At 61.5% G+C, this 19,226-nt stretch carries 16 protein-coding genes; 10 read left to right on the top strand and 6 right to left on the bottom strand.

The features are described 5' to 3' along the window. Positions 1-11: 11 nt before the first annotated feature. The 4 genes from BGI01S_RS11780 (at position 12) to BGI01S_RS11765 (ending at position 6,469) form a co-directional block, all read left to right on the top strand. Complete coding sequence (locus BGI01S_RS11780; protein WP_042325455.1) at positions 12-815, top strand: alpha/beta fold hydrolase; 804 nt, start codon at positions 12-14, stop codon at positions 813-815. Between the two features lie 4 nt (positions 816-819). Then, positions 820-3,150: a hybrid sensor histidine kinase/response regulator gene (locus BGI01S_RS11775; protein ID WP_042325453.1), complete on the top strand. Its 2,331-nt coding sequence runs from the start codon at positions 820-822 to the stop codon at positions 3,148-3,150. A gap of 149 nt (positions 3,151-3,299) precedes the next feature. Next, on the top strand, positions 3,300-4,388 hold the full coding sequence (gene zapE / locus BGI01S_RS11770) for a cell division protein ZapE (protein ID WP_042325451.1): 1,089 nt from the start codon (positions 3,300-3,302) through the stop codon (positions 4,386-4,388). 164 nt (positions 4,389-4,552) lie between these two features. After that, positions 4,553-6,469: an SMP-30/gluconolactonase/LRE family protein gene (locus BGI01S_RS11765; protein WP_042325449.1), complete on the top strand. Its 1,917-nt coding sequence runs from the start codon at positions 4,553-4,555 to the stop codon at positions 6,467-6,469. 30 nt (positions 6,470-6,499) lie between these two features. On the opposite strand, the gene BGI01S_RS11760 is transcribed toward BGI01S_RS11765, so the two are convergent. From BGI01S_RS11760 to BGI01S_RS11745, 4 genes are all read right to left on the bottom strand, one after another. Further along, positions 6,500-7,612: a HAMP domain-containing sensor histidine kinase gene (locus tag BGI01S_RS11760; protein ID WP_052400456.1), complete on the bottom strand. Its 1,113-nt coding sequence runs from the start codon at positions 7,610-7,612 to the stop codon at positions 6,500-6,502. A 176-nt stretch (positions 7,613-7,788) separates the two neighbouring features. Beyond that, complete coding sequence (locus BGI01S_RS11755; protein WP_042325447.1) at positions 7,789-8,418, bottom strand: response regulator transcription factor; 630 nt, start codon at positions 8,416-8,418, stop codon at positions 7,789-7,791. A 67-nt stretch (positions 8,419-8,485) separates the two neighbouring features. Then, positions 8,486-8,860 carry a response regulator transcription factor gene (locus BGI01S_RS11750; RefSeq protein WP_042325444.1) on the bottom strand — a complete coding sequence of 125 codons (375 nt, stop codon included), beginning with the start codon at positions 8,858-8,860 and terminating at the stop codon, positions 8,486-8,488. Positions 8,861-9,086: 226 nt separating this feature from the next. Then, complete coding sequence (locus tag BGI01S_RS11745; protein WP_052400455.1) at positions 9,087-11,117, bottom strand: PAS domain-containing protein; 2,031 nt, start codon at positions 11,115-11,117, stop codon at positions 9,087-9,089. A 305-nt stretch (positions 11,118-11,422) separates the two neighbouring features. Between BGI01S_RS11745 and BGI01S_RS11740 the strand changes: the two genes are divergently transcribed. Both BGI01S_RS11740 and BGI01S_RS11735 read left to right on the top strand, forming a co-directional pair. Next, positions 11,423-12,517 carry a branched-chain amino acid ABC transporter substrate-binding protein gene (locus BGI01S_RS11740; RefSeq protein WP_052400454.1) on the top strand — a complete coding sequence of 365 codons (1,095 nt, stop codon included), beginning with the start codon at positions 11,423-11,425 and terminating at the stop codon, positions 12,515-12,517. 144 nt (positions 12,518-12,661) lie between these two features. After that, on the top strand, positions 12,662-13,264 hold the full coding sequence (locus BGI01S_RS11735) for a cysteine hydrolase family protein (protein ID WP_042325973.1): 603 nt from the start codon (positions 12,662-12,664) through the stop codon (positions 13,262-13,264). An 83-nt stretch (positions 13,265-13,347) separates the two neighbouring features. Here BGI01S_RS11735 and BGI01S_RS11730 read toward each other — a convergent pair whose 3' ends face one another. Beyond that, positions 13,348-13,710: a translation initiation factor Sui1 gene (locus BGI01S_RS11730; protein ID WP_042325440.1), complete on the bottom strand. Its 363-nt coding sequence runs from the start codon at positions 13,708-13,710 to the stop codon at positions 13,348-13,350. Positions 13,711-13,831: 121 nt separating this feature from the next. Beyond that, entirely contained in the window at positions 13,832-14,794 is a 963-nt protein-coding gene (locus BGI01S_RS11725; protein WP_042325438.1) for a 2-hydroxyacid dehydrogenase, read from the bottom strand. A gap of 309 nt (positions 14,795-15,103) precedes the next feature. Between BGI01S_RS11725 and BGI01S_RS11720 the strand changes: the two genes are divergently transcribed. From BGI01S_RS11720 to BGI01S_RS11705, 4 genes are all read left to right on the top strand, one after another. Further along, positions 15,104-15,862, top strand: a complete 759-nt coding sequence (locus tag BGI01S_RS11720; protein WP_042325437.1) for an SDR family oxidoreductase — start codon at positions 15,104-15,106, stop codon at positions 15,860-15,862. A gap of 55 nt (positions 15,863-15,917) precedes the next feature. Further along, the gene (locus BGI01S_RS11715; RefSeq protein ID WP_042325434.1) at positions 15,918-17,234 is read left to right on the top strand and encodes an MFS transporter; all 1,317 of its coding nucleotides are present in this window, start codon (positions 15,918-15,920) and stop codon (positions 17,232-17,234) included. Positions 17,235-17,260: 26 nt separating this feature from the next. Next, a complete protein-coding gene (locus BGI01S_RS11710; protein ID WP_042325432.1) occupies positions 17,261-17,653 on the top strand; it encodes a VOC family protein in 393 nt (130 codons plus the stop codon). Positions 17,654-17,761: 108 nt separating this feature from the next. Beyond that, a complete protein-coding gene (locus BGI01S_RS11705) occupies positions 17,762-18,997 on the top strand; it encodes a citrate/2-methylcitrate synthase (protein ID WP_042325430.1) in 1,236 nt (411 codons plus the stop codon). The last annotated feature ends 229 nt before the right edge of the window (positions 18,998-19,226 follow it).

Here is a 19,226-nt window from a genome sequence, read left to right as displayed (position 1 = left end):
AGGACTCGACAATGAGCATCACCCAGCGCAACAACGTACAAATTTCCGGTCACGGCAAACGAACCATGGTGCTCGCGCATGGCTTCGGTTGCGACCAGACCATGTGGCGCTTTCTCGTGCCGTCGTTTCACGACGACTACCGCACCGTGCTGTTCGATCACGTGGGCAGCGGCTCGTCGGACCTGTCCGCTTACGACATCGACAAATACGATTCGCTCGAAGGCTATGCCGACGACCTGATCGAAGTGATCCGCGAGACGGCCGACGAGCCGGTTGTGTTCGTCGGCCATTCGGTGAGCGCGATGATCGGTCTGATCGCGAGTCTCGAAGCGCCGGATCTGTTCGCCGCGCACATGATGGTGGGCCCGTCGCCCTGCTATGTGAACGATGGCGACTACATCGGCGGCTTCACGCGCGACGATATCGAAGACCTGCTGCACACGCTGGAGAGCAACTACCTCGGCTGGTCGAGCACGATGGCGCCGGCCATCATGGGTGCGCCGGAACAGCCGGAGCTCGGCGTCGAACTGACCAACAGCTTTTGCCGTACCGACCCGGAGATCGCGCGGCAATTCGCGCGCGTCACGTTTCTGTCCGACCACCGCGCGCTGCTCCCGCGCAGCACCACGCCCACGCTAATCCTGCAATGCAGCGACGACATCATCGCGCCGCGGGCGGTCGGCGAATACATGCAGCGGGTCATGCCGCGCAGCACGCTGCACGTGATCGACAACGTCGGCCACTGTCCGCATCTGAGTTCGCCGGACGCCAGCTCGGCGGCCATGAACGCCTTTCTCGGGCCGCTGAGCCTGTAGCGCGATGCACAGCACGAACCACCTGCTGCCTTCGGCCGACACGTTGTACGAGCACGCCGCGTGCGGCCTGCTCCTCACCGACGTCAGCGGCCGCATTCAACGCGTGAACGCGACTTTCTGCGGCTGGCTCGGCTATGACGCGGCGGAGCTTGCCGGCACCAGGCACATCCAGGACCTGCTGAGCGCCGGCGGCAAGGTGTTCTATCAGACGCATTGGGCGCCGCTGCTGCAGATGCAGGGCTCGGTGGCCGAAGTCAAGCTGAACATGATCCATCGCGATGGCCACATGGTGCCGATGCTGCTCAACGCGGTGAGTCGTCGTCACGGCGACGCGAGCTACTTCGAAGTGGCGGTGCTGATCGTCGCGGATCGTCACAAGTACGAACAGGAACTGCTGCTCGCGCGGCGCAACGCCGAGGCGTCGGTGGCCGCGCATCAACTGGCGCAGAAAGCGTTGCAGGAAAGCCGCGACGTGCTCAGTCTCGCAATGCGCGGCGCGCGCATGGGCGCGTGGTCGCACGAGCCGAAGTCGGGCACGTTCTGGTGGAGCCGCGAACTGGAAGCGCTCGCGGGTTACGCCGAAGGCCGCTTCGCGAACACGCCCGGCGGCTTCTTCGCGCTGATCCATCCCGGCGATCTGGTGGGGCTGAACGAAGCGGTCGATCGTGCGGTGGCGAGCGGCGACGACTACGTCGCCGAGTTCCGCTTCATGCATGCGAGCGGCGACTGGTGCTGGATGGAAGGACGTGGCCGCGCCACCTACGACCGCCACGGCCAGCCGTTGACGATCTATGGCCTCGGCCTCGACATCACCGAGCGCAAGGAGGCGCAGACCGTGCTGCTGCGTCAGGCCGCGATCTTCGAGCATCTGAGCGACGCGATCGTGATCACCGATCTGCGCGGCAACATCACCGACTTCAACATCGGCGGAGAGCGCATGCTCGGTTATCGCACACGCGAGATTCTCGGCAAGCCGATCTCGATCTTCCATCCGCCGGAAGACGCGCTGCGCATCCGCCGCGAAGCGCTCGCCGCGCTTTCCGCCGACGGCACGTGGCGCGGCGAACTCACCTTCGTGCGGCGCGACGGCTCGCGCGGTGTCTGCGATACCGTCGTCAAGCCGCTCGCGAATGCGCGTGGCGATATCTACGGTGCAGTGTGCGTGAGCCGCGATACGACCGAGCGCCGCCGCGCCGAACAACAAATGAAGCGGCTGAATCTCGAACTCTCGAAAGCCGACCGGCGCAAGGACGAATTCCTCGCCACGCTCGCTCACGAGTTGCGCAATCCGCTCGCGCCGATGCGCAACGTGCTCGAAATCCTGCGTCTGAAGGAGTTCGTCGATCCGCAGTTGAGTTGGTCGCGCGACGTGTTCGACCGGCAATTGCAACACATGACCCATCTGGTCGACGATCTGCTGGAAGTGTCGCGCATCACGCAGGGCAAGCTCGAATTGCGCAAGCAGCGCCTCGAACTCGCGCGTGCGATGCAGTCGGCGATGGAAGCCGCGCGGCCGACCGTGCAAGCGTCGTCGCATCATCTGAGCGTGACGCTGCCGCGCGAGGTGCTTTATCTCGACGCCGATCCGACGCGTCTGTCGCAAATGATCCTGAACCTGCTGAACAACGCGGCCAAATACACGCCGGCCGGCGGCAACATCTCGCTCGCCGCGGAGCGTGAAGGCGACGAGGCGGTGATCGTCGTGCGCGATTCCGGCATTGGCATTCCGCGCGAACATCTGGACAGCGTGTTCGAAATGTTCTCGCAACTCGCGCCCGCGCTGGACCGCTCGCAAGGCGGTCTCGGCATCGGCCTCGCGCTGGTGCGGGGTCTCGCGGAACTACACGGCGGCACAGTCGCCGCATTCAGCGGCGGACCCGGCACCGGCAGCGAATTCATGATCCGCCTGCCGCTGTCCACTGCCGCCGCCGCGCCCGCCGACGATCCCGCGCCCGACACATCGCACGCGGCCGGCCTGCGTGTGGTGATCGTCGACGACAACGCCGACGCCGCCGACAGCCTCGCGATGGTGCTCGAACTCGAAGGCCACGAAGTACGCACGGCGGGCGACGGCCTTGCCGGTTTAAAGTTGATCGGCGAATTCGCGCCGCACGCGGTGATTCTCGACATCGGCTTGCCGCTTCTGAACGGCTATGAGGTGGCGCGGCGCATCCGGCTCGATCATCGCGACGCCGGCATTCTGCTGATCGCCGTGACCGGGTGGGGCCAGCAGCAGGACAAGCAGACCGCGATCGACGCCGGCTTCGATCATCACTTCACCAAGCCGGTCGATCCGCGCGAATTGCAGCGCGTGTTGAACCGGCAGCAGGTTTGACGGGAGACGTGGCTGTTAAAATGGCGCGCTCATCGCCCGCCGTCACGTCATGCTCAACGACCTCGCCGCCGTTTTTCTCCCATCCGCCGCCGCGCGGTTCGCCGCGCTGCCCGCCCCGCCGGTCGCGTCGCGCACCGGCACGTCCGCTCATGTTTGACGAAGCCCACATCACTCGCGCGCTGGCCGCTCGCGGCATCACGCCCGACGCGCGTCAGCGCGACGCGATTGGCGCGCTCGTGGCGATGCTGGGCACCAGTCGCACACGTCATGCGAAGTCCGCCGCGTTCGCCGCGCAAGGCGTGTATTGCTATGGACTGCCTGGACGCGGCAAGAGTCTGGTGGTCGATACCGCATTCGAGTTGGCGACCTGCCGCAAACGGCGTCTGCATTTCCACGAATTTCTGCGTGAGATGAACCGGCGGCTGGTCAGCGAGCCACGCGGCGACGACCGGCTCGGCTCGGTGTCGCGGCAATGGCTCGACGGCATCGAACTGCTGTGCTTCGACGAATTCCATGTGCACGATATCGCCGACGCGTTCCTGATGGGCCGCTTTCTCGATACCGCGATCGATCAGGGCACGCGCATCGTGCTCACATCGAACTACGCACCGGACGCACTGCTGCCCGACCCGGAGTTTCACGAACGTTTCCTGCCGACCATCGCCCAGATCAAACGTTGCTTCACGGTGATTCATTTCGACGGCGCGCGCGACTATCGCTTCGGCGGCGAAGAAGCCGAGGTGCCGCGCTTCTTCGCGCCGCTGGACACGACGAGTCACGATGCGCTGCGCGAGATATTCATGCGCCACGAAGGCAACCGAGGCGTCGAGCCGGTCAAACTGAGCGCGGCGGGCCGGCCGCTCATCGCACGCGCGGCAGGCGCCGCGCTCATGTGGGCGGACTTCGAGCAACTGTGCGTGGCGAGCCGTTCGCACCTCGACTATCTGGACCTCGCCGAGCAATGGCGGGGGCTGATTCTCGACAATCTGCACACCGCGTGGCTCGCGCAAGCGCATACGCTACAGCGACTCGTCTGGCTGATCGATATCTTCTACGACCGCAAACGCGCATTGTTCATTGCATCGGACCGGCCGCTCGCCGCTGCGCTCAACGGACTCGAAGGCGCGCACGATCTGTCGCGAACGCTGAGCCGGCTTGCTGAAATGCAATCGTGTGCGTATCGCAGCACGCTTGAAGAACTCGGCAACACGAGCGCGAGCGACATCATCGAGTCCTGAGCGCGGCACTGCGCTGCCCTCTCCCGCCTTTTCACATTCTCCCTTTACGTCAGCCATTTTTTTTCGACTTTTTATTGTCTGACGTTTCCATTTTTTTCTCCGATACTCAGTGCTCCGCCCTGCGGTTTATGTGACCGAGGCATTCCCTTCAGGACACATCACCGATGGTCAAGCAACGACTCCACGCGCTATTCCTTGGCGCATTGATCGCGATGGCCGCGCCGCTATGTTACGCTCAATACAGCACCGACTGGCTCGCCAACACTTACGGAACCCTCGCCGCTCACGTGGGTAATGCCGCGCGCTCGATGTGGGTCTCGCCCGAAGGCGTCATCTACACGGCGTCGCTGTGGGACGAAAACGAAGGCGGCGTGGCGATCTACCAGAACGGCAAGAGCATCGGTTCAATTGGGATCAATAGCGAGTTCCAGGGCGGTGCCATTACGGGCAATGCTACCTCGATCTTCGCGGCGTTGCAGTTCGGCAACCCGGCCGGCACGGGTTCGGTCGCGCGATACAACCGCGTTACCGGGCAGCGCGATCTCGTCATCAACGTCAGCGTATGGAACGCGGTCAGCCGCGGCGATGTGATCACCGGACTCGCCACCTCGGGCTCGCTCCTCTACGTGAGCGACACGTTCAGCAATCGCGTGCGGGTCTTCACCACCGACGGCGGCTGGCAGCGGGACATCGGCGTGTCGAGTCCCGGCGCACTCGCCGTGGATGGCACGGGCAATCTCTGGGTGGCGCGGGAGAGCGCGGGCACCGTCGTCGAATTCAGTCCGGCCGGCGCTACGCTGAATACGATCCAGATGCCGGTTGGGTCGCGACCGTCCTCGCTCTATTTCGATGCGTGGTCCGGGCAACTCATGATCGGCGATCAAGGCCCCGACATGAATATCAAGCTGTACAACATCGCGGGTACGCCGACTCAAGTCGGTACGTTCGGCGTTCAGGGCGGCTATCTGGACACCACCACTGGCACAAAAGGCCAGGTCGGCGACAAACGCTTCACGCGCGTCGTTGGCATCGGCAGGGATGCGGCCGGCAATCTGTACGTGCTCAACAATCCGTGGGGCGGCGGCTGGGACCTGGGCCGCAACGGCGCCACCGACCTTCATGCCTACGATAGCGCTGGCAATCTGCAGTGGAAGCTTCAGTCCCTGAACTTCGAGGGAGTGGCCGCGCCGGACCCCGCCACCGACGGCGCTTACTTCTATGGCGGCTCCCATATCTACACCGGCACGGCGGGAGGAACGTTCGTCGCGAATACGATCGACCCGTTTACCTATCCATCCGATCCGCGTCTGAACATGAACGATACACAGCGCGACGAGCACTTCGGTCAGCTCGTGACGGTCGGCGGCAACCGGATACTCGTGGCGTCCGGCCAGAACCCCGATACCTTCTACTTCTTTCATTTCAACGCGGCGAATGGCTACATCGCAATACCGGACGCATCGCTTCCGGGGACCGCATTCAATACGAACATCAAGGTCACGGGCGGATTTTGCATCGATAGCCGCGGCGACGTGTGGGCCGGTCTGGACCGGACGAACCATATCTACCACTACCCGCTGACCGGCTTCGACAGCAATGGCAAACCGACATGGGGACCGGCGGTCACGATATCGATACCGCAGAGCATCCGGCCGCTCACGCGCATCATTTATCTGCCGGAAAGCGACACCATGATCCTGGCTCAGGGCATCGCCGGAAGTTGGGACTGGACGGCCATGCAGACGCGGATCGAGGTGTATCACGGCTGGAGCGCGGGCAATACCAGCAAGCCCGACCCGGTAATCAACATCACGAGCGCCAATCCGAAGTCGATCACGGCGGCCGGCAACTATCTTTTTCTCGGGTACGTGCATACCGTGCCGAACATCGACGCGTTCAATCTCACCACCGGACAGCTGGACACCACATTGATCAATACGAGCGCGGGCACGGTGGATGTGGGTAACGACGTGGATTCGATGTACGGGCTCAGGGCTTACCTGAGATCGACCGGCGAATATGTGGTCACGAAAGATAACTACAACGGTTCGAGCATCGTTGTTTATCGCTGGACGCCTTGAGGGTGATGCCGGGTTCGGTTCGATGCTTCGTCATCTTCTGGTCGACAACGAGAGACCCACAGCGCCCGCCGCGTGGCCGCAATCGCGAACCGTCGCGACAGCGGCACGTCCCCGGCAGAGTCCTTCGGCTCCGTTTTCGTCGACGACACGCGATACGCCACCGAGTCCGTGTACAACTGACGCATGGCTCAGGCTCAACCGTGCTTCGAGTCCGCCTTCATTGCGGTTCTCCAGCCGCAAATCCGCATTCATGGCTATCGCAAGCTGGCGAGCGATCGCGAGTCCCAGCCCCGAACCCGCGACACTTTTCTGATCGCGCGGCGGGCCGCGATAGAAAGGCTTGAATACATTTTCCAGTTGATCGGGGCGAATACCCGGCCCGTTATCCAGCACAGAAATCACCGGCCCCGATGATCGGCGGCACGCACAAATGCACACCGCGCTGCCGAATTTCAACGCGTTATCGACGAGGTTGATCAAGATTCTGCGAAGCGCATTCGGAAGCGTCATGACCGGCTCTGCGATGCGGGAGTCCAGTATCACGATATGTCCGGCGTCTTCGTAGTCCGAGATGATGCTTTCGAGCAGCGCGCGAAGATCGATGCGCGACGGCGGCTCCGTCGTGCCATGCAGCGTGCGCGCGTAGGTGACGCCTTCCTTGACCAACGCGTGCATCGTGTCGAGATCCTGCAAGAGCCTGGCGCTGTCCTGCCGGCTTTCCAGCGACTCGGCACGCAGTCGCATTCGTGTGATCGGTGTTTGCAGATCGTGAGAAATCGCGGCAAGAACCTCGACGCGCTCGGCGGTGCACCGTGCAAGCCTTTCCTGCATGTTCCTGAAGGCCAGGATTGCCTGCGAGATCTCTTTGGAGCCATACTCCGGCAATTCTCGCGGCCGTAAGTCGGGGCCCAGATGATCGGCGGCATCCGTCAAACGCGTAATCGGCTCGCTTATCAGCTTCTCCACATGAGAAGTGAACACGCCGAGAACAATCAACTGGATTATCAGAGCCAGAAACGCCCAGACCATGATGGACGTCTGCGATAGCGCCGATAATGAAACTATCGCGCACACCTGACCGAGCACCGCGCTCGTCGCCAGTACGCAGAACAGTAATCTCGCAACAGGCAACTTGTTGAGCATCGACAGCTCCCTTTGGAAGGCTAGACGCGACGGACAGCACGGAGTCGACTATTGCAATTAAAGCGCGAGATAGAGAAGCTTTCTATTGGACGATGGTGTTGGTCGGTACTTTGGTATCGATTGAATACGCGCGGTCCGTAATATGCCGCGCGTGATGCAAACTGGCTAATCGCGTATTAGCGTTTCGACTCTGCCGACAGTTGCAGTTTTGTAGCCATGATGACCAAATCAGGCAGTGACGCCGCTTTCATTTTTCGCATGACATTCCCGCGGTGGGCTTTAACGGTGATTTCGCTGATGCCCAATTCGCCACCAACCTGTTTGTTGAGGCGACCCGCCACCACGAAAGCCATGACTTCGCGCTCGCGCGGAGTCAGCGACTCATAGTCTTCCCGGAGTTCGCATAATTGCGCCTCGTCCGCCAACGCCGCGGCACTGCGCTCGATAGCGTGATTGATGGCGCTTAATAAAGCCTCGTCGCTGAACGGCTTGGTGAGGAAATCGACCGCGCCCGCTTTCATGGCCTGGACAGTCATGGGTACGTCGCCGTTGCCGGTTATGAAAATAATGGGCATGTCGGCGCGCTTTCCACTAATCAGCTTCTGGAGATCCAGACCGCTCATTTCAGGCAGCGATACGTCGAGCACAAGGCAGTTCGGCACGAATACCCGTGGATGGGCGAGAAACATCTGCGCGGACGCAAAGGTTTCCGGTTGCCAGCCCATGCTGGCAATAAGCAATTCCAGAGATTCGCGAACCGAGATATCGTCGTCGACAATGAATATGACTGGAACAGGCTTCTCCATGGTTTTGCGATCTCGACAAGGTCTGATCAATTATGTGAGTCAAGTATTCGTCCGGCGATATTGCACGTCAATGCTTGCCGAACGCTCTATGCAGTGCCTCATGCAACGCGCTTTCGCTAAAAGGCTTTAGCAGGCACGCGACCGCGCCCTCGCCAATCAGGTGCGCAGCCATTGCTCCATCTCCCTGCGCGGTGATGAAGATGACGGGAATCTGCTTTCGCCGCTGTGCCAGTTCGCGCGCCAACTCGGGGCCGGACATACCCGGCATGGCGATGTCGAGAATCAGGCAACCGGTCGCATCGATCTTATCGGAAGCCAGAAACGCTTCCGCCGACGCAAAAGTTTCCGCGGCAAAACCCAATTCGTTCAGCAAATCGGGTAGCGACTCGCGCACGGATTCATCATCGTCCACCACCGACACGAGCGACCGCAAGACCGTCATAGATTCCCCACCAGATGCTGGTTATACACATGCCAGCGTCCAGACAACGGAAGTCGCCGTTAAATATTCGACTGTCCCCTCCGTCCGGACGCACGTCAACATCAAGCATGCGCCATCGAAGGGACAAATGGATATGATACTTTGGTATCGAACTCGGGGAAGCAGCGGCGGCACTTTTCCATCGACGATCGCTCACGGCCCGCTCCAGCCGTCGCGGCAAAGCCAGTCATTTGGACTGCGGCGAGTCGGTCACGCCGGCGATCCAGCGCCCGGTCCGGCCATTACCGCCTTTATGCTGCTTCGGGTGCTTCGGAATCGAGAACGAAAACGTAGCGCCGCCGCTGTCATTCGACGCTGCCCACAAGCGGCCATCATGATTGTCGATGATCGACTTGCTCACCGATAACCCGATGCCCATGCCGCCGGGCTTGGTCGTATAGAACGGATCGAATACCCGCATCGGCTCATGGCCGCCGAAGCCGGTGCCCGTGTCCGCCACGGACACACGCACGCCGTCGGCGGCATGATATTCGGTTTTGACGAGCAGTTGCCTTGGACGATCGTCGATGCCGCTCATTGCCTCCAGCGCATTCAATAGCAGATTGAGGATCACCTGCTGAAGCTGGATCCGATCTCCAGCAACGTACGGCAGATCGCCGGCAAGTTCGATCTGAACCGTCACCCGGCTACGGTGCAGTTCACTGCGGAACAGCGTGACGATCTCGTTGATGGATTCGTTCAGATCGACGTTTTCGATCGTGGCGTCCGTCTTGCCAAAGAGCGCACGCAACCGTTTGATCACGTCCGACGCGCGGTTGCCGTCCCGAATCGTGCGCCGTGCCGTTTCGCGCGCACCATCCAGGTTCGGAGGATCGGCGCCCAGCATCCGCAGACACGTGCTGGCGTTCGTGATGATGCCGGACAGCGGCTGGTTGACTTCATGCGCGATGGAAGCCGTCAGTACGCCGAAGCTCGACGCCCTCGCCACTCTCGCCAGCTCCGATCTTGCCTCGATCAATGCGGCTTCCGACCGGCGGCGCTCGGTCACGTCCTGAATGGCGGCAATGTACTCGACCCGGCCGCTCACGTCCTTCGTTGCGTGCGCCACGACGTGCATGTACTTGACGGACTGATCGGGCATCAACAACCGGTATTCATGTTCATAGTCGATGCCGCGTTGCTGCCGGTCCAGCATATCGTCGAAAGAAGCGCGGTCTTCGGGATGCACACGCGAGCGGATCAATTCGAGCGAGACAGGCTTGCTCGCATCGAATTCGAACATCCGGTACACCTCGTCGGACCAGTTGATCTCGCCGGTAGATACGCACTTGGAGAAGCCGCCGGTCGAACTCAATCGTCGCGTTTCCGCGAGGAACGCCTCGCTTCTTCTGAGCGTCGCGTCGCGCTGTGTGCGCTCGACCGCCACACTTGCAATACGCACGATCTGGCCCATCAACTCATGATCGAGCGGCGCGGACGTTCGACGGCGATCGTAATGGATCGAGCACACGCCCATCACCTTGCCGCTCGCCGAAACAAGCGGCGTCGACCAGCAAGCATCGATTCGACGATGCACGGCCAGTTGCCGCCACGAACAGCGCTCCCACCGGCAATCCGCCAGGAGATCGGCCACGATGACCTGCTGGTTCGACAGAGCCGCTGTCGCGCATGGGTCGCTGTCGGCGGGACCGTCGATAACCGATTGGATGAACTCGCGAGGCAGGCTCGGCGCCGCTCCGAGTTCCAGACGCTCGCCCTCCTGCTGCATGACCGCAATGCTGCAATAGCAACCGGCAGCGACGCTCTCGACAAGACGACACAGCCATTCGAGTATGACCGGCATGGGGCGGGCACCCGCCACCATCTCCAGCAGTTCCGTCTCGCCGGCAAGTAGCGCCTCCATTCTTCGCCGGTCTTCGATCTCCGTATTCAATCCGCACCACTTCACTACGTGACCGGATGCATCCAGGATGGGACGCGTGCGAATCAGGAACCAGCGGTATTCGCCATCGAAGCGGCGCAGGCGCGCATCGATCTCCCTCGGTTCGCCCGAGGTCAGATTGTCGCTCCAGCGTCTAAGTAGCTCCGGCAAGTCGTCCGGATGAATTGCGTCCTGCCAGTATTGAAGAATATTTTCCGCGCTTATGCCGGTGTATTCACACCAGCGTCGACTGAGAAAAGTGACTTCACCATTGGGTAGCGCGGTCCATACGAGGCCCGGCAGCGCATCGACCACTTGAAGGAATTCGTTTTCCATTCCGATAATGGGGCGGAAAGTTGTTGTTCATGCCGGGAATAAGCGCCACTCACTAAAGCAGCGGCGCTCGCATGGCCGAATACGCCGCGTTGCATGACGACGGCGGTATTCGGCCATCAATAAACCGCGTGAAGTACGCGCTATTGACTCCAGCCGACCCTTACCATTAGATTGACGCCTTCTTAATACGCGTTGTTGCAGTGCGCTATTTATCGACACACAAGGTGACAATGTCTTATCAATTGGGGCGAGCACCGTCGAGATATTACCACCCGCTCAAAAGGCTGTTTGCCACCGCGCTCGTTATGGCGACCGTATCGTCGGCACGGGCGGACAGTGTTGTGGTGATCGGTTACGCGGGTGCGTTGACGGGCCCGCAGGCGCATCTCGGCAAAGACATCGAGCATGGCATCAGGCTCGCTATCGATGAGATCAACGCGTCGCATCCGGTCATTGCGGGCACACCGACGACGTTCCGGCTCGACGCTCAGGACGACGCGGGCGACCCGCGAATTGCGACGCTGATTGCACAGCGTTTCATTGACGCCGGTGTGAACGCGGTGGTCGGGCATCAGAGCTCCGGCACATCGATCGTGGTCGCGCGGCTCTACGCAGCCGCCAACATTGCCGAGATCACGCCTTCCGCGACGAATCCGCAGTTCACTAAACTCGGCTATCGCACGACATTCCGGCTGCTGGCGAATGACAACTTCCTCGGTACGGCGGTGAGTCGTTACGTCATCGACACGATGCACATTCGGCGCGTGGCGGTTATCGACGATCAGACTGCTTACGGCCAGGGGCTCGCCGATGTATTCGTGGACGCCACGCGTCGCGCGGGTGGCACGATCGTCGCTCGTGAATATACGACCGATAAAGCGGTGGATTTCAATTCATCGCTCACGCTCTTCAAGGGGAAACGGCCTGAAGCGATCTTCTTTGGCGGCGTCGACGCGCAAGCCGGCCCGATGCTGCGCCAGATGAAGAAGCTCGGCGTCACTGCGCCCATGCTCGGCGGCGACGGCCTGTGCACCCGTGAACTGGCAAGATTGGCGGGCGACGCGCTCGCCGGCAATCTTTATTGCGCGGATGGCGGATTGAGCCTCGCCTCGATGCCGGGCGGTCCTTCCTTCGAAAGGAAATTCCATGCGAAATTCGGCGAGCACGTGCAACTCTATGCCCCTTACGCTTACGACGCAATGATGGCCGTGTATTACGCGATTGTGCGAGCGCAATCGGCGAACCCGGCGAAGATCGTCGACGCGCTGCGCAGTGTCCAGTTTCAGGGCGTGACCGGACAGATTTCATTCGACGACGCAGGCGATCTGCGCATGCCCGCCGCTACTATCTCGACGTTCAGGGAGCATAAGAAAGTAACGCTGCTGGAAATCAAAAGATAGTACTGGGTGCACGGTCAGTCGGCGCGTAAGGGGCTGGCTGAACGTGATAAAGTCGGACTTCTTTTGCTGTTGCGCAGCGCTTATTTCTTGGCGCATTCGCGCATTGAATTGGGACCCGTCAAACCGGCGGATGATCAACAAAGCATGGAAAGCGCCCTGGCCGCGCAAAGCCTGAACATGCAGACTCCATCGATCGTTCCAGCACAAACCGCTCTGATAGTGATGCATTATCAGACCGACATCATTGGGTTATTCCCATCGGTCGCGCCTGCTTTGCTCGCCAATACGCGCAAGTTGTGTGACGCCGCACGGGCGATAAATGTCGGCGTCTATTTCGCGCAAATCCACTTCAGTCCCGGTTATCCCGAAGTCAGTGCGCTGAATAGAAACGGCCAGGGAATCAGGCAACTGGGTCTTTTCGTCGACGACACGATCGCACCGCAACTCGGCCGGCGCGCGACTGAACCGCTCATCATCGCGCATCGCGCCAGTGTTTTCTTCGGCACCGATCTTCAGGCGCAGCTTGCCGCGCAGGGTATCGATACGTTGATCATGGTGGGCATAGCATCGACCGGCGTCGTGCTGTCGTCGGTTGCGTACGCGAGCGATGCGGACTACCGCTTATTCACGGTCAAGGATTGCTGCTACGACCCGGATCAGGTCGTGCACGATCATCTGTTTTCAACGGCATTCGATTCGCGCACGACGGTGCTCTCACTTGCGGAGACCCTGGTGTTGCTTGCTTAAACGAGCGCCGCGCTTCGACAGCTTGCAGTAAAAGCAACGCGCGCGAACCATTGAGTGCTTCGCGGCGCCATTCATCGAAGCGATTAGCCCCCGGCCCGCTTCGCGTTGTGGCCGTGCTTTTTGAGCGTTTCGATGATCCGCTCGCAATGGTCGCCCTGCACTTCGATCACGCCATCCTTGACCGTTCCGCCAGAACCGCAAGCCGTGCGCAACTGCTTGCCTAACAGCGCCAAAGCAAGCGGATCGAGTGCAAGCCCTTTCACAACAGTCACACTCTTCCCGCCTCGGCCCTTCGTCTCGCGAGTCACTCGCACCGCACCGTCGCCGACCGGTTGTGACTTTGCAACTGTTTTGCACGCACATGCCGCAAGCGGTTGTCTGCATTCGGGACACATCCGGCCGCCTTCGGTGGAATAAACAAGGCCGCCTTTCGAACTGGTCTTCATGGTTGGCTACTCAAAAACGCTCGGCGCGAGTTTAGCAGGTGGGCTGTGGCATTGATGGACGAGTGGCCGGGCCCGCCCCAACCACTCGCACCCCGCAAGCCCGCAGCTGTCCACACCGCCCTTAAACCGGATTCAACGCCGCCCGCCCCTCCAACACCGCAGCAACATTATCCAGCGCCGTAAAACCCATCTGGTCGCGCGTTTCGAGCGTGGCGCTAGCCATATGCGGCGTCAGGAACACGTTGTCGAGTTCCGCGAAGCGCTTGTCGACATTCGGCTCATTCCGGTACACGTCCAGACCCGCGCTAAACAGATGCCCCGAAGTCAGCGCTTCATACAGCGCGTCCTCGTCCACCAGCCCGCCACGCGCCGCGTTGACGAAAACCGCGCCCTTGGGCAAGCGCCCAAACTTGTCCTTCGTCATCAGCGGTACGCCCCCGCCGGGCACGTGCAGTGTCAGCACCTGGCAATGCGGCAGCATCTCGTCGAGGCTGGCGTAATACGTCGCGCCATTTTCCAGCGAAGCCGGCGCGCGATTGATGTCCGTGTAGATCACGCGCATGCCGAAACCCTGCGCCCGCTTCGCGACCGCCCGCCCAATCCGCCCAAAGCCGACGATGCCGAGCGTCTTGCCATTCACGCGCGTACCGAGCATCTCCGTCATGCCGAACGATTTGCCCCAGCCGTTGCGCATGATCCGTTCGTATTCCGACGCACGGCGGCACGCCGCCAGCACGAGCAGCATCGAGAAATCGGCCGTGCATTCGGTCAGCGCGTCGGGGGCGTTCGTGACGACAATCCCTCTTGCGCGGGCGGCCGCCACGTCCATGTGATCGAACCCGGCGCTCGCGTTCGCAATGATCCTCACCGTTGAAGGCAGCGCGGCGATGTGCTCCGCCTGCAAACCGGACTTCTTGCCGATCAGCACGGCGGGCACTTCGTGCTTCTTGAGGAAGTCGACGACGGACCACGAGTCCATATCGGACTCGGTCACGAACGCATGGAATTCGGCCTCGGCGCGATTCGCCACGGCCGTGGGGACTTTTCGCGCAATCAACAGCCTGGTGCGGTTTTGCTCCGACATGGTTTTTCCTTGGGTAGACAGACGTCGAGAGACTACGAAACCGCGGACTGGCCCGTCAATGTTGATTGGATGAATCAACCTCTCGGCAATCATGCGCCGCTCATTCGTGTCGACGCGCGTCGCGCGTTGCGGTTCGCTTGCCTTCCTGCCCCCGTCGGTCGCGTTGCCAGCCGCGTGCCCATCAGGAAAACCCTGGTGCACTCCCCGTCGGCTGGGCGCCCAGATGTTGATTCAATCAATCAAGATTGCTCGACACATGATGCGGATGCAACCTCCTCCCATGTTCAATCGAATCATCGAGGAATTGAAATGCCTGCATCGAAGAAGTTTGCCGCTGTCACGGGTGCCGGGTCCGGGATCGGTCGCGCCGCCGCCGTGGCACTCGCCAACGCCGGATTCGCGGTCGCGCTGATCGGGCGCAGAGCCGAGCCGCTGCTGGAAACGAAGGAACTCATCAGCGTGGCGGGTGCGGAAGCGGAGGTGTTCCAGGCCGACGTCGCCGACGCGGCATCGGTCGAGCAGGCGTTTTCGAAAATCGCCGGGACGTTCGGCCGGCTCGACGTGCTCTTCAACAACGCGGGCCGCAACGCGGGCGCCGTGCCGCTGGAAGACTACGAGACCGATTTCTGGAACGACGTCGTGGCCACCAATCTGACCGGCGTCTTTCTGTGCGCGCGAGCCGCGTACCGCCTGATGAAAACCCAATCCCCGCAAGGCGGACGAATCATCAACAACGGTTCGATCTCGGCGCACTCGCCGAGGCCGCATACCATCGCTTATACGGCGACAAAACATGCGGTCACCGGCATTACCAAATCGATTGCGCTCGACGGCCGCGCTTACAACATCGCGTGCAGCCAGATCGATATCGGCAACGCGGCGACTTCCCTCACGGAGCGCATGAACCGCGGCGTGCTGCAAGCGGATGGACGCATGGCGCCCGAAGCACGAATGGATGTGACGCACGTGGCGAACGCGGTCGTGCATATGGCCAGTCTGCCACTGGAAGCCAATGTGCTCAGCATGACCATCATGGCGAGCGCCATGCCGTTCGTCGGCCGCGGATAAAACGCCCTTTCGCCTGAAAAATAAAAAGCAGCAGGCCAATGTTATGGAGACACCGATGAAAATCGCAGAGGAACAAACATTGCCGGCGCGAAACCCGGCCTACGCGGATACCACGCGGCGCACGAGAGTCCGCTACGTCGTGCTGTCGATGTTGCTCATCGCCACGATCCTCAACTACGTGGACCGCTCGGCACTCGGCATCGTTGCGCCGGGCCTCTCGAAGAGTCTCTCGCTCAACCGGATGCAGATGGGCGAACTGTTTGCCGCTTTCGGTCTGGCCTATTCCATCGCTCTCGTGCCCGGCGGCATACTGACCGACGTTCTCGGCTCGCGCCTTGCGTATGCGCTGTCGCTGGTCGGCTGGTCGTTCGCCACGCTGACCCAGGGCCTCGCGACCGGCTATCAGATGTTGCTCGGATCGCGGCTCGCCATCGGCGCACTCGAAGCGCCGGCCTTCCCGTCCAACGCGCGCGCCGTGACGTTATGGTTTCCCGCGCGCGAGCGCGGCTTTGCCACCAGCGTGTACGTGATGGGGCAATACATCGGCACACCTCTGTTCACCGGCCTGTTGCTGTGGATTTCCGCCGCGTACGGCTGGCGTGCGGTCTTCTTCGTGACCGGCGGCTTCGGCATTCTGTTCAGTCTGCTCTGGTACAAGGTGTATCGCGATCCGCTGCAGCACGCGAACGTGAATGCCGCCGAACTGCAATACATCAACGAAGGCGCCACCGCGACGCGCAAGGCGCGCGAGAAGTTCGACTGGCGCATGGCACTCAAGCTGCTCGGCTATCGGCAGATTCTCGCCATCTGTCTCGGCAAGTTCTGCAACAACACGTTGCTGGTGTTCTTCACGACGTGGTTCATGACCTATCTGATCGAAGCGCGTCACATGTCGATGATCAAGGTCGGGATCTTCCAGGCGCTGCCTTTTATCGGCGCGACGGTCGGCATTCTGCTGGCCGGGTTCCTGTCGGACTTTTTCATTCGACGCGGCGTGTCGATTTCGACGGCGCGCAAAACGCCGCTCATCATCGGCACGTTGCTGGGTGCGTCGATCGTTCTCGTCAATTTCGTCGAGTCGAACGAGTTGGTGATTGCGATCCTGACCATTGCGTTCTTCGCGCAGGGCATCGGCTCGATGTCGTGGGCCGCCGTTTCGGAAATCGCACCCCGGCAGTATGTAGGACTGACCAGCAGCATCACGAGCCTCGCGGCCAACATCGCGGGCGTCACCACGCCGCTGATGATCGGCTACATCACGCACCACACGGGCCACTTCTACTGGGCTCTCAACCTGATGGGCGCGATCTGCCTGCTCGGCGCGCTCTCTTATTCCGTGTTGCTGGGGAAGCTCTCCCGCATCGAACTGTGACGCTGTTTACTTTCCGGTGAAATCGAATGATTGAATTCAAGTGGGATCATCTGCAACTGTGCTCGGCCGATGCCGAGGCCACCGCCGCGTGGTTCGCGCGCTGCCTGAACGCCGAGATCGTGCGTCGGCCCGGCCGAGTGGATTTGCGCATCGGCGGCATCAATCTTTTCATCACGCCGCTGGCGAGCGCGTTGACCACTCGACCATCTCATGACGAGCGCAAACAGGGCATCGATCATTTCGGCGTGGTCGTCGAGGATCTCGATGCCGCGTTCGATCACCTGGTGCGCTGCGACGCGGAAATCGTCGAGCCGGTCAAGCAGGTTCGCGCGGGTGTGAGAGCGTGCTTCGTGCGATCACCCGGCGACATCCTCGTCGAGATTCTGGAGCGGCGACCCGCCGAGATGACTTTTACCTGAAATGGCGTCAGAATCGATGCCCGGATCGTCGCGCTCGCATGCGACGCGCGGCCCGCAGAGTGAGTCCGCTACTGCGCCGCTCCACTGCACCACCTGGCCTGTCACCCTATGCGAAACTGGATCACTCTGACTGAAGCAGCCCGCCAACTCGGAGTGCGCGCGCAGACCGTCTACGCGTACGTCAGTCGCGGCAATATCGCGGTCATGCCGGATCCGCACGATCCACGCAAAAGTCTCTATCGCGCCGAAGATGTCGCCGGCCTGTGCCGCAAAAAGCAGGTGGGACGAAAACGGGAGGCGCTGGCCGCCGGCACGATCTTCGGTGCGGAGCCCTGCATTTACAGCAGCATCACCGCGTTCGCGAAGGGACGGCCCTATTACCGGGGACGCGACAGCATCCGGCTGGCGGAGACAGCGACACTCGAAGACGTGGCGACCATTTTGTGGAATGCCAGCGCGCCGGTTTCCTTCGACTCCGTCGACATGCCGCTACAAGGCGACGAGCGCGGCAGGCAATGCGCGTTCACGTCGCTGGCGGCGCTCGCGGCCAGCGGACACTCGACCCTCGGACGCACGGATGGCGCGTTGCATGTCGAGGCCGGCCGGCTGGTGGCGCTCATCGCGCAGGCGTTCGGCGCGCGCCGTGACGCGAGCGCGCCATTGACACATGAACGGCTCGCGCTCGGTTGGGGCCAGGATCGCGACGGCGCCGAGTTGATCCGCCGTGCGATGGTCCTCGTGGCCGATCACGAGATTACGAGTTCGGCGTTCGCCGCGCGCATTACCGCGTCCACCGGCGCATCGTTGCCGGGCTGTCTGCTCACGGGACTCGCGACGCTCTCCGGTCCGCTGCATGGCGATGCGTCGGGCCGCGTGCGGGCCGTGTTCGACGACGTGCGAAGACTCGGCGCGGAGCACGTCGTCGCGCATCATTTGCAATCGGCGATTCCGCTGCCGGGGTTCGGGCACCATCTGTATCCCGACGGCGATCCGCGTGCGAGCGCCCTGCTCGACGTGTTGAATCCGCCGCAAGAGCTTACGTCCTTCATCAACCAGGTGGTCGCGCTGACCGGGCTCAAACCGAATATCGACGTTGCGCTCGCCGCGTTGGCGGCGCAGTTGGAATTGCCGCGCGATGCTTCGTTCGGGCTGTTCGCCACGGCGAGAAGCGTCGGTCTGCTCGCGCATTGCATCGAACAGTTGCGGGTCGGCAAGGTCATCCGGCCGCGTGGTCGCTATACCGGTCATGCACTGGAGGACGAGAACCCGGCGGAAGACGATGGGAAAACGCTCGATCCCATCACGCTCGACAAGAACCGGTTGTTCAAGGCGGTCGAGAGTTGAGCGGACCCATGAATAAACGTTGTCATTGGGCGCGATTGAATAAATCTTCGCGCTTGCCGTCCCGCACTCGTCCCGCACTCGCCGCGCATTCATGCAAATCTTGCAAGCAGCCGGCAAATCCTGCGCAGCTTCTCTCGTATGGCACGCGAGCGCGAAGCGCCTATCGACAGGGCCAAACAGAAAAACCCCGCCACTTTTTCATCGCGCGGGAATGCGCCCTGCTACCGCC

This window comes from Paraburkholderia ginsengisoli NBRC 100965, assembly GCF_000739735.1.
GTDB lineage: Bacteria > Pseudomonadota > Gammaproteobacteria > Burkholderiales > Burkholderiaceae > Paraburkholderia > Paraburkholderia ginsengisoli.
Note: the sequence above shows the minus strand (reverse complement) of the source record. Positions and strands in the feature narration are given on the sequence as shown.